Below are 14,823 nucleotides of genomic sequence, written 5' to 3' on the forward strand. Positions count from 1 at the left end.
CTCTCCCTCAAGCTGCTCTGACATTGTCCGGAGCGATCAGGCGGCGCAACGCCTGTTCCGCTTCGCCATTCCGCTCGGCGCGTCCGATCCAGCCGCCGCCGAGGACGCGCGCGCCCTCCCCCTCGCCGGCATAGAAGACGCAGGCCTGGCCGGGGGCGACCCCGGTCTCGCCATCCAACAACGAAACCTGGGTCTCGCCGTTCCGCTGCACGATCTCGGCGCGCTGCGGCGCCCGCGTCGAGCGGACGCGCGCATAGATCTCGACGCCCGCCTCGCCGATCGCCTCGATCGGCGCGTCGCCGAGCCAGTTGACGTTGCGCAGGATCAGCCGGCGGGCGGCCAGCGCCTCGCGAGGGCCGACGATGACGCGCTGCCGCTCGGCGTCGAGATGCAGCACATAGAGCGGGTCGGCCGCCGCGACGCCGAGACCGCGGCGCTGGCCGACCGTGTAGTGGATGATGCCCTCGTGCCCGCCGAGAACGCGGCCGTCAATATGGACGATGTCGCCGCCTTCGGCGGCGCCCGGCTTCAGGCGCTCGATCACGTCGGAATATTTGCCGTTCGGCACGAAGCAGATGTCCTGGCTGTCATGCTTGTCGGCGATCTCGAGGCCGAGCTCGCGGGCGATCTCGCGCGTCTCCGGCTTGGTCAGATGGCCGAGCGGAAAACGGATGAAATCGAGCTGCTCGGGCGTCGTCGCGAACAGGAAATAGCTCTGGTCGCGATCGAGATCGGCCGGGCGGAACATGCCGCGATGGCCGTTCGGAAGCAGCCGGCTCTGGACGTAGTGGCCGGTCGCCAGCGCCGCCGCGCCAAGCTCGCGCGCCGTCGTCAGGAGGTCTGAGAACTTGACCGTCTGGTTGCAGGCGACACAGGGGATCGGCGTCTCGCCGGCGATGTAGCTCGCGGCGAAGCTGTCGATCACCGACTTGCGGAAGCGCTCCTCATAATCGAGCACGTAATGCGGGATGTCGAGCTTCTCGGCGACGCGGCGGGCGTCGTGGATGTCCTGGCCGGCGCAGCAGGCGCCCTTGCGATGCGTCGCCTCGCCATGGTCGTAGAGCTGCAGCGTCATGCCGACGACGTCGTAGCCCTCGCGTTTCAACAGTCCCGCGACGACCGAGGAATCGACCCCGCCCGACATCGCGACGACGATGCGCGTGTCCTCGGGGCGGCCGGGTAGATCGAGACTGTTGAGCATGGTGGTCACTGCTTTGCCGTGTTGCCGCACGATTCTTTTTTACAAGCAGCGGCAGGAACGCATGGGGGCGGCTTCGCCGCGTAGGGCCGGACTATAATGTCGATCGCGTCATCTTCAAGGCGCAGCCGTCGCGATCGACCGTCAAAACGCGCGGAAAAGGCCGGGAATCCGCGATCGCCGGCCCGCATCATCCCATGCCAAACGGGAGCAAACCGCCATCGGCGATGGGTTGCAGGTCGTTGCAATCCTTACCGAATGATTGCCGGCGGTTTAGCCAATTTTTAAAGCCGACGTCGTAGTCTCGCTTTCGACAAGGTCAGGTTGAGTGTGAGAGTAGAATGACCGATCAAATGCGTCCGCGCGTCAAATACGTCATCGGACCGGACGGAAGTCCGCTTACGATTGCCGATTTGCCGCCGCGCGACACGAAGCGTTGGGTTATCCGCCGAAAGGCAGAAGTCGTCGCGGCGGTGCGGGGGGGCCTGCTCAGCCTAGAAGAGGCGTGTCAGCGCTATACGCTGACCGTCGAGGAGTTCATCTCCTGGCAGCAATCGATCGACCAGCACGGCTTGGCCGGGCTCAGGACGACGCGGATTCAGCAATATCGCCAGTAGATCGCGCGGCCCCGTCCGGGCCCCGCAACCAAAACTGAAAAGGCCGGCGCTTCGCCGGCCTTTTCTTTTGTTTCTTTGCCAGGGAGCGACAGCCCCTCACCCCAGCCCTCTCCCGCAAGCGGGAGAGGGAGCAGATGGCGCTCGATCCGTGAAGAGTGCCGGCCGAAAGCCCTCGCCCGCTTGCGGGAGAGGGTTGGGTGAGGGTGTTAGTGCCCCTCAGAGCGTCAGCGTCTCGCCGACGGCCGGCACTACGACCTTCGCGTCGGCGCCCTGCATGCCGGCGATGAACTTGTCCGGCGTCTGGTCGAGCAGCCCGAACGTGCCGTAATGGCAGGGGATCACCGTCTCGAAATGGAAGAAGCGCCGGGCCGCCAGCGCCGCGAGTTCGCCGCCCATGGTGAAGCGGTCGCCGATCGGCAGGATGCCGATCTTCGGCTCGTAGATCTCGTCGATCAGCGCCATGTCGGAGAAGATGTCGGTGTCGCCGGCGAAATAGAGCGTCTTCTCGCCGGGGGCGCGGACGACCAGGCCATGCGCCTGGCCGAGCGAGATGGCGATGCCGTTCTCGTCGACCGAGCCCGAGGAATGGTGCGCCACCGTCATCGAGACGCGGAAGGCGCCGAGATCGAGCGTGCCGCCGGAATTCATCGGCTGGACATTGGCGACGCCCTTGTGCGCCAGATAGGTGGCGAGATCGGCGTCGGCGACGACCGCCGCGCCATTCGCCTTGGCGATCGCCACCGTGTCGCCGACATGGTCGCCATGGCCGTGGCTGAGCAGGATGTGGGTGACGCCCTCGGTCCATTTCGAGGCGTCGCCGGTGAGCGTGGGATTCCCGGTCAGGAACGGATCGATGAGAATGACGGCGTCGCCGATTGCGACATGAAAGGCCGCATGGCCGAGCCAAGTAAGCTTCATGGTGCTAAATCCATTCCTTGTCAGTTTTTTCCGCCTCAATATGGCGACGGGCGCCAAATTGACCACCCCGCGCGTTCGCGTGCTTGCCGCGCCGGACGTGATCCTTGATAAGGGCGGGATCAACGACGGAGGAAATGTGACGGCATGGAAGCGAGCGCCCCGGAAATCCAGCGTCGCGGCATTATGAAGCGGCTGTTCGACCGGATCATGGTGATGTCGGCCGGGCCGCACGCTTTGTGGCTGCTGGCGGTCGTCTCCTTCACCGAAGCGTCCTTCTTCCCGATCCCGCCCGATCCGATCCTCGCGGCCATCGTGCTGGCGCGGCGCCAGCGCGCCTGGATCGCGGCGCTCGTCTGCACCGTCGCCTCGGTCGTCGGCGGCCTGTTCGGCTACGCCATCGGCTACGGCCTCTACGAGACGATCGGCGCGCCGGTCATCGCCTTCTACAATATGCAGGAGGCGTTCCATACGTTCCAGCTGCGCTTCGACGAATGGGGCGGCTGGATCATCGTCGCCAAGGGGCTGACGCCGATCCCGTTCAAGATCGTGACGATCGCCTCCGGCGTCGCGCACCTGAACCTCTGGACCTTCGTCATCGCCTGCATCATCACGCGCGGCCTGCGCTTCCTGGTGGTGGCGGCGCTGTTCTATGCCTTTGGTCCGCAGGCGCGCGCGATGATCGACAAGCATTTCTCCACCGTGATGATCGTCGGCACGATCGTCGTCATCCTCGGCTTCGTCGCCGTCATCTACATCTGAAAGCGCGGGCCCCATGACCGGCACGATCCTCGACCTGACCGAGCTGGAGGGGGCCTTGCCGCCGGCGGCGGCGCTGATCGGCCTCGACCTCGGCACCAAGACGATCGGCGTCGGGATCTCGGATCTCGGCCGCCGCATCGCCTCGCCGCTGGTGCTGATCAACCGGGTGAAGTTCACGCTCGACGCGGAAGCGCTGATCAAACTGATCGGCGAGCGTCAGGTCGCGGCCATCGTCATCGGGCTGCCGCTCAACATGGACGGCTCGGAAGGCCCGCGCGCCCAGGCGACGCGCGCCTTCGTGCGCAACCTGCTGCCGAAGATCGAGATCCCGGTCTCGTTCTGGGACGAGCGGCTTTCGACGGTCGCCGTGACGCGGACGCTGCTCGAGGCCGATACCAGCCGCAAGCGGCGCGGCGAGCTCGTCGACAAGATGGCGGCCGCCTTCATCCTGCAGGGCGCGCTAGACCGGTTGCAGAAGCTGGCGCGCGACCGGCAGGAAGCAGAAGACGACGACGATCAGCCCTTCGGGCAGATGTAGTCGACGAAGGCGCGCGCGTCGAAGCGGGCATCGAGCATGCCGTAGGTCGAGCGCCACGGCTTGCCGAGGCGTGATTCCAGGAAGGCATCAGCGACCACGGCCGGGAAGCGGCGGCGCAGCGCCGCGGCCGCGACCGTCATGGCGAGCTGCTCGACCAGGATGCGGGCCGATCCCTCGTCGGCGAGGCCGACGGCGGTCGCCGCGCGCAGCACGTTGAGCGTCGAGCGTGCTGCCTGGCCGAGGCCGTCCTCGATGACGCGGAGCACCGCCTCGAGCGAATCCGACGAGCGGCGCAGGATGCGCATCACGTCGAGGCAGAGCGTATTGCCGGGGCCGTCGGCGAGCGCCGGCGCCAGCGCGTCGCGATAGAGCCGCGCCAGGTGATTTTCCTCGACGAAGCCGTTGCCGCCGACGCATTCGATCGCCTCGGCGACGATCGCCGGCGTCACCTTGGTGATCCAGTACTTGACCACCGGCGTCATCAGCCGGGCGAAGGCCGCCTCGACGGGATCGTCATGCGAGCGGTCGACCGCTTCCGCCAGGCGGAAGGCGAGCGCCGCCGCGGCGGTGACGTCGAGCGCCATGTCGGCAAGCACGCGGGTCATCAGCGGCTGGTCGATCAGCGGCGCGCCGAAGGCGCGGCGGTGGCGGGCATAATGCACCGCCTCCGACAGCGCGGCGCGGGCGATGCCGGCGGAGGTCAGCGCGCTGTCGACGCGCGTCAGCGTCACCGTCTCGTTGATGGTGGCGACGCCGCGTCCCGCCTCGCCGATCAGGAAGCCGGTCGTGCCGGGGAATTCGACCTCGGCGACGGCGTTGGAGCGCGTGCCGAGCTTGTCCTTCAGCCGGGTGAGCCGGATCGGGTTGCGCTTGCCGTCGGCGAGGAAGCGCGGCACCAGGAAGAAGGAGAGGCCTTCCAGCGTCTGCGCCAGCACCAGCAGCGCGTCGCTCATCGGCGCCGAGACGAACCACTTGTGGCCGACGAGCCGGTAGCCGCCTTCGCCATTGGCGTCGGCGCGGGTGGTGTTGGAGCGAAGGTCGGAGCCGCCCTGCTTCTCGGTGGTGGCGAAGGCGAACATGGCGCCCGCCTTCTGCGACGCCGGGATGACGCGCGAATCGTAGCGCCGGGAGCGGATCATCGGCAGCCAGGTCTCGGCGAGCTTCGGCGCATGCGCGAGGGCGGCGACGCTGGCGCTCGTCAGCGACATCGCGCCGACATGGCCGGCCTCGACCTGCGCCGTCATGTAGATGCGGGCGGCGCGGGCCACGGCGCGCACGCTCGCCTCGTCGCCGCTGGCGTCCCAGATCGACGCCTGCAGGCCGGCGGCGACGCTGCGCCGCATCAGCGCGTGATAGGCGGGATGGAACTCGACGATATCGGCGCGCCGGCCGCTGGCGTCATGCGTCTTCAGCACGGGCGGCACGGCGTTGGCGAGGCGCGCCAGATCGGCCATCTCGGCCGATCCCCACTGCGCGCCATGCGCCGCGAGCCCCTCGACCACCGGGCGCGGCAGCCCCTCGACGAGAGCCGCCAGCACGGGGTCGGACGCATAGAGGTTCGCGCCGACGCGGAACGCGACCTGATTGTTGACTTCGTGCGTTTCGTAATCCGGCGAAACCATGCCTACCCTGCCCCGTCTTCAGCCCGCGTCTCTTATGGCCCGCCAAGTTTAATAGGGGCAAAAAGCGCAGGTGTCTTGCCTCAAGGCCATGAGATTTCCCGCGATCCCGTCGCCTCCCGAAGAAACGACCCGGGAAACGCCAGGATCCCAAACTCACCGTTCCCGCCGGATCTGTCCGGAAGGCCCGACGGCCTTCCGGGATCCCGGCTCAGTGGCGCTTGCCCCCGGGCCTGCCCTTGAACGAGCCGCCGCCCGGCCGGCCGCGACGGCCGCGGAAGCCGCCCTCGTCCGCCACCTTGCGCTCGCCCTTGGGCAGCATCTTGCCGTCCGACATCAGCTCGAAGCGGAGCGCGCCGGCGACCGGCGCCACCTCGACCAGCTTGACCTCCACCGCGTCGCCGAGGCGGAACATCTCGCCGGTGCGCGAGCCGATCACGGCCTGGCGCGCCTCGTCGAACTGGTAGTAGTCCGAGCCGATCGAGCCGATCGGCACAAAGCCGTCGGCGCCCGTCTCGTCGAGCTTGACGAAGAGGCCTGCCCGCGTGACGCCGGCGATGCGGCCGTTGAAATGCGCGCCGACGCGATCGGCCAGCCAATGCGCGACGAGACGGTCGATCGTCTCGCGCTCGGCCGCCATGGCGCGGCGCTCGGCGCCGGAGATCTCCTGCGCGATCGCCTCGAGATCCTTCTCCAGGCCGTCCTGCAGCCCGCCCTCGCCCAGCTCCAGCGAACGGACCAGGGCGCGGTGGACGATCAGGTCGGCATAGCGGCGGATCGGCGAGGTGAAATGGGCGTAGCGGCGGAGATTGAGGCCGAAATGGCCAATATTCTCCGGGCTGTAGATCGCCTGGCTCTGCGAACGCAGCACCACCTCGTTGACGAGGGCGGCATGCTCGCTGTCCTTCACCCGGTCGAGGATCAGGTTGAAGTGGCTCGGCCGGAGATTGCCGCTCTTCGGCAAGTTCATCTCGATCGAGGCGAGGAACTCGCGCAGCGCCTCGAGCTTGGCCAGCGACGGGGCGTCGTGCACGCGATAGACCAGCGGCGAGCCCTTGCGCTCCAGCGTCTCGGCGGCGGCGACGTTCGCCTGGATCATGAACTCCTCGATCAGCTTGTGCGCGTCGAGGCGTTCGGGAACGACGATCCGGTCGATGGCGCCGTCGGCGCCGACCACGACCTTGCGCTCCGGCAGGTCGAGATCGAGCGGCTCGCGATTGTCGCGGCCGCGCTTCATCACGGCATAGGCGGCCCAGAGCGGCTTCAGGATCGGCTCCAGCAGCGGGCCGGTCTTGTCGTCGGGCCGACCGTCGATGGCGTCCTGCGCCTGGCTGTAGGCGAGCTTGGCCGCCGACCGCATCATGACGCGATGGAACCAGTGGAACTTCTTCTTGCCCTCGGCGGTGAACTGCATCCTGACCGCCAGCGCCGGGCGGTCCTCGCCCTCGCGCAGCGAGCAGAGATCGTTCGAGATCCGCTCCGGCAGCATCGGCACGACGCGGTCGGGGAAATAGACCGAATTGCCGCGCTTCAGCGCCTCGCGGTCGAGCGGCGAATTCGGCCGCACATACCAGGCGACGTCAGCGATCGCGACGGTGACGAGGAAGCCGCCGGGATTCTCGGGATCGGGATCCGGCTCGGCATAGACGGCGTCGTCATGGTCCTTGGCATCGGCCGGGTCGATGGTGACCAGCGGCACATGGCGCCAGTCCTCGCGACCGCCGGAGATGACCGCCGGCTTCGCCCGCTCGGCCTCGTCGAGCACCGCCTGCGGGAAGACATAGGGGATGTCGTGCGCGTGGATGGCGATCATCGAGACCGCCTTCTCGCTCGTCATCGCGCCGACGATCTCGACGACGCGGACGCGCGGCGGGCCATAGCGCGTGGCGCGCTTCGGCTCGACGGCGACGAGATCGCCGTCCTTCGCGCCGTTCAGGTCGTCGGGATCGACGTCCGCCTCGCGCTGCTTGCGATCGACCGGATCGATGCGCGCGCCATGCGGCGTCAGGCGCACGACGCCGAGGATCGAGGCGGCGCGCTTCTCGATCACCTTGATGATGCGGCCGGTATGGGCATAGCCCGTGGCCTCGAGATCGGCGGGATCGACATGCGACAGCACGCGGTCGCCGATGCCGGGTGCGGGAACCAGCGGCTTGCCGCGATTGGCGCGAATCAGGATGCGCGGCGCGTCGCCGTGGTCCTTGTCCCAGTTGGCGGGCTGGGCGATGAATTCGCCGTCCTCGTCGCGCTCGACAATCGTCAGCACGGTGACGGGCGGGATATCGCCCGGACGCGTCAGCTTCTTGCGGTTCTTCTCGACGAGCCCGTCCTCGCTCAATTCCTTGAGCGTGCGCTTCAGCGCGATGCGGGCGCCGCCGGAAATGCCGAAATGCTTCGAGATCTCGCGCTTGGTCGCCTTGCCGGGATTCTCTGCGATGAAGGCGAGGATCGCCTCACGCGAGGGCATGCCGTTGGCGGGCGGCGCGACGGGGGCGACCAGCTTGCCGGAGGCCTTGGCGAAGGCGGCGGAACGCGTCGCGGATCTCGCGCCGGGCGTCCGGACCTTGGGGGATTTGGGGGGAGTGTCTGGCTTCTTGGCCAAGTAAATAATGTCCAGTTCGGAAATAGGGTGTCGGGACGCGGGGCCCCGGCTCTCCCGGAGGGAGAAACGAGAATGGCCGGCCGCGCCATTTCTGGCAACAGCCGGCCTTGAACGGTTCCGCGGCGATCGCCTAGTCGGCGTCCGCCTCGGTCTCCGCTTTCTTGGCGGCAGTCTTCTTCGCAGCCGGCTTCTTGGCCGCGGCCTTCTTGGCGGGCGCCTTCTTCGCCGGCGCATCTTCCGACGCGTCGTCCGAAGACGCCTTGGCAGCGGCCTTCTTGGCCGGAGCCTTCTTCGTGGCAGCCGGCTTCGCCGCCGCGCGCGTCTTCTTCACCGGCGCCTTGCCCGCCTTCTCGGCGATCAGAGCGACGGCTTCCTCGAGCGATACTGTCTCGGGCGGCAAGGTCTTCGGCAGGGTCGCGTTGACGGCGCCGTGCTTCACATAGGGGCCGTACTTGCCCGCATGCACGGTGACCGCCCCGCCCAATGTCGGGTGGTCGCCCAGCGTCTTCAAGGGCTCGGCGCCGGCGCGAGCCGGCCGGCCGCCGCGCGCCTTCTTCTCGGCGATGACGGCGACGGCGCGGTTGATACCGACTTCGAAGACCTCGTCGACGCTCTCGAGATTGGCGTATTTGCCGTCATGCAGCAGGAACGGGCCATAGCGGCCGATACCGGCCTGGATCGGCTTGCCGTCTTCCGGATGAACACCGACCTCGCGCGGCAGCGACAGAAGCGCCAGCGCCCGTTCGAGGTCGAGGGTCGCGGCGTCCCAGCCCTTGGGCAGGCTCGCCCGTTTCGGCTTCTCCTTGCCCTCGGGCTCGCCGAGCTGGACATAGGGACCGAAGCGGCCCGTACGCACGCTCACCTCGAGCCCGGTCTCGGGATCGGTGCCGAGCACCTTCGAGCCCTCGGCGCCGAGCGCCGAGCCGTTCTCGCCGTTCTCGCCCGGCGTCGCATCGTCGCCCGAGGCGGCGAGCTGGCGGGTGAAGCGGCATTCCGGATAGTTCGAGCAGCCGATGAAGGAGCCGAACTTGCCGAGCTTCAGCGACAGGCGGCCGGTGCCGCAGGACGGGCAGGCACGCGGGTCGCCGCCATCGGCGCGGGCCGGGAAGATATGCGGGCCGAGCAGGTCGTTCAGCGCATCGAGGACCTGCGTGACGCGCAGTTCCTTGGTGTCGCCGACATCAGCGGCGAAGCGCTGCCAGAACTCGCGCAGCACGTCCTTCCAGGCGATCTCGCCGGCCGAGATCTGGTCGAGCTTCTCTTCGAGATCGGCGGTGAAATCATATTCGACATAGCGCGAGAAGAAGCTCTGCAGGAACGCCGTGACCAGGCGGCCCTTGTCCTCGGGAACGAGGCGCTTCTTCTCGATCCGCACATATTCGCGGTCCTGCAGCACGCCGAGCGTCGCCGCATAGGTCGAGGGACGGCCGATGCCGAGCTCTTCCATGCGCTTCACCAGCGTCGCCTCGCTGTAGCGCGGCGGCGGCTCGGTAAAGTGCTGGGTGGCGGCGATCGCCTTCTTGGTCAGCGCCTCGCCCTTCTCCATGCGCGGCAGGCGGCCCTCGTCGTCGTCGCCGTCGTCGTCCTTGTCCTCGTTGTAGAGGGCGAGGAAGCCGTCGAAGACCATCACCTGGCCGGAGGCGCGCAGGTCGATCTTGCGGCCGCCGGCGTCGACGAGAATGTCGACCGCGGTGCGCTGCATCTCGGCCGATTCCATCTGGCTCGCGACGGTGCGCTTCCAGATCAGCTCGTACAGGCGGGCCTGGTCGCTATCGACATAGCGGGCGACGTCGCGCGGGCGGCGCTTCGGATCGGTCGGGCGGATCGCCTCGTGCGCTTCCTGGGCGTTCTTCGCCTTCACCTGGTATTTGCGCGGCGCGCCGGGCAGATGCTTGGCCGAGAAATCCTCGCCGATCACGCCGCGCACGGCAGCCACCGCCTCCGGCGCCATGTCGACGCCGTCGGTACGCATATAGGTGATGAGACCGACCGTCTCGCCGCCGATGTCGACGCCTTCATACAGGCGCTGCGCCAGCTGCATGGTGCGGTTCGGCGCGAAGCCGAGCTTGCGGCTCGCTTCCTGCTGCAGCGTCGAGGTGGTGAAGGGCGCGAAGGGATGGCGCTTGGCGGGCTTCGATTCGATCTCGGCGACCGTGTAGCGGCCGGCGTCGAGCGCCGCGCGGAAGGCTTCCGCCTCCTCGGCCGTGCCGACGTCGAGACGGCTGATCTTCTTGCCGTCGGCGCCGACGAGGCGGGCCAGGAATTCGTCGCCCCGCGGCGTCGCCAGCGTCGCCACCAGCGACCAGTATTCGCGGGGGCGGAAGACCTCGATCTCGTTCTCGCGGTCGCAGACGAGACGCAATGCCACCGACTGCACGCGGCCGGCCGAGCGGGCGCCCGGCAGCTTGCGCCACAGCACCGGCGACAAGGTGAAGCCGACCAGATAGTCGAGGGCCCGGCGCGCCAGATAGGCGTCGACCAGGGCCACGTCGATCGGACGCGGATTCTTCATCGCGTCGAGGACGGCCTGCTTGGTGATGGCGTTGAAGACGACGCGCTCGACCGGCTTGTCCTTGATCGCGCGCTTCTGCTTCAAGACCTCGAGCACGTGCCACGAGATCGCCTCTCCTTCGCGATCCGGGTCGGTTGCGAGGATGATGCGGTCGGCGGCTTTGGCGGCGGCGGCCATGTCGACGAGGCGCTTGGCGGACTTCGGGTCCGCCTCCCAGCTCATGGCAAAGTCCTCGTCCGGCAGCACCGAGCCGTCTTTCGACGGCAGGTCGCGGACATGGCCGTAGGAAGCCACGACCTGATAGTCGGAGCCGAGGTACTTGTTGATCGTTTTCGCCTTGGCAGGCGATTCCACGATGACGAGATTCATCAATGCCATTTACGAAAAGGCCGAACGGGCAAGGGCCCGTTCCGGCGGGAAATTGGAGCAAGGCGGTCCATCCGCCGATCCCACGAGGGTGGGCGCAGTCGGGCTGGACAATCCCGGAAAGCACCTTGCCTGTCAATGAATGGCTCGTTTGGCAACTGCGCAACCAGTCAGATTGCCTATAATTCAAGATTGGAATTATATTAGAATTATGGAAGCCAACCACCATCCGAGGTGACGGAATATGGCATTGCCGTTTGATGATGCAAGCGTTGCGGGGATGGCGCGGACCGAACCGATCGAAACGGTGCAGCGCTCCGTTTCCGGCTATGTGGCCGATATGGCGAAAGACCTCCGGGCCATCGCCACCAACGCAGACCTCCCCGTTCTCGCCTATCTCCTCTCCGTCGCCGAAGAAGAAGCCCGGTCCACGCACCGCTCCCTGCGCACCGAGACCACGGCCAAGGTCCTGGCCGATGCGGATGGGCTCTATCCCTCCCCGGACGATTCCTAATCCAATAGCGACACGCGCTGCCCGGCATGCCGCTCGATCCGCCCTCCGAGATCGAGCTCCAGAAGCAGGACATGCACCGTTCCCGCCGGCAGCCCGGTCCATCGAATCAGCGCGTCGATCTCGGTCGGCACCGGCCCCAGCGCCTCGATCAGCACGTCGCGATCCCTTTCGCTCGGATCCTCGCGCTCGCCGAGCCCCGAGACTTCCGGCGCGGTGTCCGGCCAGTTGGCCGCCGCAGCGTCCGGCTCGAGCATCGGCGCGAGGATGTCGAGGATATCGGCGACGCCGGTCACCAGATGGGCGCCCTGCTTGATCAGCCGGTTGGCGCCGGCGGCGCGCGGGTCGAGCGGCGATCCCGGCACGGCGAACACCACCCTGCCCTGCTCGCCGGCGAGCCGCGCCGTGATCAGCGATCCCGAACGCTCCGCCGCCTCGACGACGACGACACCGGCGGCGATGCCGGAGACGAGGCGGTTCCGCCGCGGAAAATCCCGTGCCCTCGGCTCCCAGCCGAGCGGCATCTCCGAAAGATGCGCGCCCCCGGACGCCAGGATGCGATCGGCGAGCGCCGCGTTCTCCGGCGGATAGAGCCGGTCGAGCCCGCCGGCGAAGACGGCGATCGTGCCGGATTGAAGCGCCGCCTCATGCGCCGCCGCGTCGATGCCGCGCGCCAGCCCCGAGACGACGACATGCCCCGCCTCGCCGAGGTTGCGCGCCAGGATCTGCGCCATGCGGCGGCCGGCGACGGAGGCATTGCGGGCGCCGACGACGGCAATGGCCGGGCGCGCGAACACGGCCGGATCGCCGCGAATGGCGACGAGCGGCGGCGGCGCGTCGATCTCGCGCAGCCAGGCGGGGTAGCCGGGCTCCCGGATGGCGAGGAACCGGCCGCCGAGGCGGTCGAGCGCCGCGAGCTCGTGCTCGGCCTCGTTGACGCCGGCGATGCGGATGCGGCGGCCGCTGCGCGCGGCAAGTTCGGGGAGCCCGGCGATCGCGCGCTCGGCGGTGCCGAAATGCTCGATCAGGCCGCGAAACGTCACGGGGCCGACATTCTCGCTGCGGATCAGGCGGAGCCAGGCCAGCCGCTCGTCATCGGAGAGGCGCGGCGCGTCGTTCCGGCGGTCGGCGCGGGGAAGATCCTTCGCCCCGCGCTCCATCGCGTCAGCCCTTCTGGCCGATCCGGCTTTCGCTGCCGGATAGCAGCCGGGCGATGTTCGGCCGGTGCTTGAGGAACAGGATCACCGCCAGCACGGCGAAGAGCAGCGCCTTCGGATAGTCGCCGACGGCGAGAAGCGTGAGCGGCACGACGGCGCTGGCGATCAGCGCTGCCAGCGACGAATAGCGGCTCAGATAGGCGACGGCGAGCCAGACGACGGCGAACAGCAGCGCCATTGGCCAGGCGAGGCCGATCAGCACGCCGAGATAGGTGGCGACGCCCTTGCCGCCCTTGAAGCCGAGCCAGACCGGGAAGACGTGGCCGAGGAAGGCGCCGAGACCGGCGAGGATCGCCGCCTCCGGGCCCCAGAAATGGCCAGCCAGCAGCACCGCGACCGTGCCCTTCAGCGCATCGCCGACCAGCGTCGCGGCGGCGAGCTTCTTGTTGCCGGTCCTGAGCACGTTGGTGGCGCCGATATTGCCGGAGCCGATGGCGCGGACATCGCCGAGGCCGGCGAAGCGCGTCAGGATCAGCCCGAACGGGATCGACCCGAGCAGATAGCCGAGGACGAGCGCCGCCAGGATGAGCGGCGCGCTGAGATCCCAGCCGATTGGCTGCGGCATGGTCATTCCCCCGAACTCAAATCAAATGCGCGAACGCCGGCATCACTGTGGCCGGCGTCGCGGACGCCCCCGTCAGTCGGCAGCGTATGCGTAGACGGTGCGGCCCGCAACGATTGTCCGGAGCACGCGACCCTCGAAGCGGGCGCCCTCGAACGGCGTGTTCTTCGAGCGCGAGCGGAGCTTCTCGCCGTCGCAGATCCACGGCATGGTCGGGTCGACGAGGATGAGATCGGCCGGCGCGCCCGGCGTCAGACGTCCGCCGGGAAGGCCGAGCAGGTCGGCCGGCCGGGTCGAGAGCGCGCGGGCGACGGTCAGAAGATCGACCTCGCCATTGTTGACGAGACGCAGCGCCACCGCGAGCAGCGTCTCGAGCCCGACGGCGCCGTCCTCCGCTTCCGCGAAGGGATGGCGCTTGGTGTCGACGTCCTGCGGATCGTGGCTGGAGACGATGACGTCGATCGTGCCGTCGGCGACGCCCTCGATCATCGCCAGGCGGTCGTCCTCCGAACGGAGCGGCGGCGACAGGCGGAAGAAGGTGCGGTACGGGCCGATATCGAGCTCGTTCAGCGCCAGATGCGTGGCCGAGACGCCGCAGGAGACGGCGAGCCCGGCCTTCTTGGCGCGGCGGATGACCTCGAGCGATTCCGCGCAGGAGATCTGCGCCGCGTGATAGCGGCCGCGCGTCAGCGCCGCGAGGCGGACGTCGCGCTCCAGCATGATGATCTCGGCTTCCTTCGGAATGCCCGAAAGCCCGAGACGCGTCGCCGTCTCTCCCTCGTTCATCACGCCCGAGCCGGTCAGGTCGGGATCGGCCGGATGATGCATGATCAGCGCGCCGAAATCGCGCGCATAGGTCAGCGCCCGGCGCAGCACCAGCGCATTGGTGATCGAGTGACGGCCCTCGGTGAAGCCGACCGCGCCCGCCTCGCGCAGCAGGCCGAACTCGGTCATCTCGCGGCCCTTGAGGCCCTTGGTGACGGCGGCCATCGGCAGCACGCGCACCAGCGTCGTGTCGCGGGTGCGGCGGGCGATGTAGTCGACCAGCGCCACGTCGTCGATCACCGGATCGGTGTCCGGCATGGTGATCATGGTGGTGACGCCGCCGGCGGCGGCGGCCTGACCGGCCGAGGCGAAGGTCTCGCGATGCTCGGCGCCGGGCTCGCCGACGAAGACGCGCATGTCGATCAGGCCCGGCATCACGACCGCGCCGCGGCAATCGAGGATCTCGGCGTCATCCGGCAGCGCCGCGCCATCGGCTTCCGGCCCGGCGGCGACGATCACGCCGTCGGCGACAACCACGCTGCCCCGCGCGTCGAGATTGCGCGAGGGATCGATGACGCGGACATTCTTGAGGACGAGCGGACGCTCGGTCGGGTTCAGGCGCTCGGCGTTCATGTCGCC

Annotated in this window: 12 protein-coding genes; 4 read left to right on the forward strand and 8 right to left on the reverse strand. The window is 68.3% G+C overall.

Annotated elements, in window-relative coordinates; all coding sequences use genetic code 11:
* Positions 1-7: 7 nt before the first annotated feature.
* The gene (mnmA, locus tag K32_RS17355) at positions 8-1,201 is read right to left on the reverse strand and encodes a tRNA 2-thiouridine(34) synthase MnmA (protein ID WP_201400721.1); all 1,194 of its coding nucleotides are present in this window, start codon (positions 1,199-1,201) and stop codon (positions 8-10) included.
* A gap of 338 nt (positions 1,202-1,539) precedes the next feature.
* Here mnmA and K32_RS17360 point away from each other — a divergent pair, with 338 nt between their 5' ends.
* Complete coding sequence (locus K32_RS17360; RefSeq protein WP_026303994.1) at positions 1,540-1,815, forward strand: DUF1153 domain-containing protein; 276 nt, start codon at positions 1,540-1,542, stop codon at positions 1,813-1,815.
* Between the two features lie 216 nt (positions 1,816-2,031).
* On the opposite strand, the gene K32_RS17365 is transcribed toward K32_RS17360, so the two are convergent.
* Complete coding sequence (locus tag K32_RS17365) at positions 2,032-2,733, reverse strand: metal-dependent hydrolase (RefSeq protein WP_201400722.1); 702 nt, start codon at positions 2,731-2,733, stop codon at positions 2,032-2,034.
* A 144-nt stretch (positions 2,734-2,877) separates the two neighbouring features.
* Here K32_RS17365 and K32_RS17370 point away from each other — a divergent pair, with 144 nt between their 5' ends.
* Complete coding sequence (locus K32_RS17370) at positions 2,878-3,492, forward strand: YqaA family protein (RefSeq protein WP_201400723.1); 615 nt, start codon at positions 2,878-2,880, stop codon at positions 3,490-3,492.
* Positions 3,493-3,505: 13 nt separating this feature from the next.
* Complete coding sequence (ruvX, locus tag K32_RS17375; RefSeq protein WP_201400724.1) at positions 3,506-4,030, forward strand: Holliday junction resolvase RuvX; 525 nt, start codon at positions 3,506-3,508, stop codon at positions 4,028-4,030.
* On the opposite strand, the gene K32_RS17380 is transcribed toward ruvX, so the two are convergent.
* The 3 genes from K32_RS17380 to topA form a co-directional block, all read right to left on the reverse strand.
* Entirely contained in the window at positions 4,009-5,652 is a 1,644-nt protein-coding gene (locus K32_RS17380) for an acyl-CoA dehydrogenase family protein (protein ID WP_201400725.1), read from the reverse strand. The genes ruvX and K32_RS17380 overlap by 22 nt on opposite strands.
* 208 nt (positions 5,653-5,860) lie before the next feature.
* Positions 5,861-8,251 (reverse strand): ribonuclease R, encoded by a 2,391-nt coding sequence (rnr, locus tag K32_RS17385; RefSeq protein ID WP_201400726.1) that lies wholly within the window; start codon positions 8,249-8,251, stop codon positions 5,861-5,863.
* 130 nt (positions 8,252-8,381) lie between these two features.
* On the reverse strand, positions 8,382-11,132 hold the full coding sequence (gene topA, locus K32_RS17390; RefSeq protein ID WP_201404548.1) for a type I DNA topoisomerase: 2,751 nt from the start codon (positions 11,130-11,132) through the stop codon (positions 8,382-8,384).
* A gap of 241 nt (positions 11,133-11,373) precedes the next feature.
* Between topA and K32_RS17395 the strand changes: the two genes are divergently transcribed.
* Positions 11,374-11,643 carry a hypothetical protein gene (locus K32_RS17395; RefSeq protein WP_201400727.1) on the forward strand — a complete coding sequence of 90 codons (270 nt, stop codon included), beginning with the start codon at positions 11,374-11,376 and terminating at the stop codon, positions 11,641-11,643.
* Here K32_RS17395 and dprA read toward each other — a convergent pair.
* The 3 genes from dprA to K32_RS17410 form a co-directional block, all read right to left on the reverse strand.
* A complete protein-coding gene (gene dprA, locus K32_RS17400; RefSeq protein ID WP_201400728.1) occupies positions 11,640-12,800 on the reverse strand; it encodes a DNA-processing protein DprA in 1,161 nt (386 codons plus the stop codon). The two genes, K32_RS17395 and dprA, sit on opposite strands and share 4 nt — an antisense overlap.
* A 4-nt stretch (positions 12,801-12,804) precedes the next feature.
* A complete protein-coding gene (gene plsY / locus K32_RS17405) occupies positions 12,805-13,422 on the reverse strand; it encodes a glycerol-3-phosphate 1-O-acyltransferase PlsY (RefSeq protein ID WP_201400729.1) in 618 nt (205 codons plus the stop codon).
* A gap of 72 nt (positions 13,423-13,494) precedes the next feature.
* A complete protein-coding gene (locus tag K32_RS17410; protein ID WP_201400730.1) occupies positions 13,495-14,817 on the reverse strand; it encodes a dihydroorotase in 1,323 nt (440 codons plus the stop codon).
* Positions 14,818-14,823 lie beyond the last annotated feature (6 nt).

The organism is Kaistia sp. 32K (genome assembly GCF_016629525.1).
GTDB lineage: Bacteria > Pseudomonadota > Alphaproteobacteria > Rhizobiales > Kaistiaceae > Kaistia.

Coding starts and splice junctions, on each gene's coding strand:
- plsY (WP_201400729.1), bottom strand. CDS start 13,422: ATGCCGCAGCCAATCGGCTGGGATCTCAGCGCGCCGCTCATCCTGGCG.
- ruvX (WP_201400724.1), top strand. CDS start 3,506: ATGACCGGCACGATCCTCGACCTGACCGAGCTGGAGGGGGCCTTGCCG.
- K32_RS17370 (WP_201400723.1), top strand. CDS start 2,878: ATGGAAGCGAGCGCCCCGGAAATCCAGCGTCGCGGCATTATGAAGCGG.
- dprA (WP_201400728.1), bottom strand. CDS start 12,800: ATGGAGCGCGGGGCGAAGGATCTTCCCCGCGCCGACCGCCGGAACGAC.
- K32_RS17380 (WP_201400725.1), bottom strand. CDS start 5,652: ATGGTTTCGCCGGATTACGAAACGCACGAAGTCAACAATCAGGTCGCG.
- K32_RS17365 (WP_201400722.1), bottom strand. CDS start 2,733: ATGAAGCTTACTTGGCTCGGCCATGCGGCCTTTCATGTCGCAATCGGC.
- mnmA (WP_201400721.1), bottom strand. CDS start 1,201: ATGCTCAACAGTCTCGATCTACCCGGCCGCCCCGAGGACACGCGCATC.
- K32_RS17410 (WP_201400730.1), bottom strand. CDS start 14,817: ATGAACGCCGAGCGCCTGAACCCGACCGAGCGTCCGCTCGTCCTCAAG.
- K32_RS17360 (WP_026303994.1), top strand. CDS start 1,540: ATGACCGATCAAATGCGTCCGCGCGTCAAATACGTCATCGGACCGGAC.
- topA (WP_201404548.1), bottom strand. CDS start 11,132: ATGAATCTCGTCATCGTGGAATCGCCTGCCAAGGCGAAAACGATCAAC.
- K32_RS17395 (WP_201400727.1), top strand. CDS start 11,374: ATGGCATTGCCGTTTGATGATGCAAGCGTTGCGGGGATGGCGCGGACC.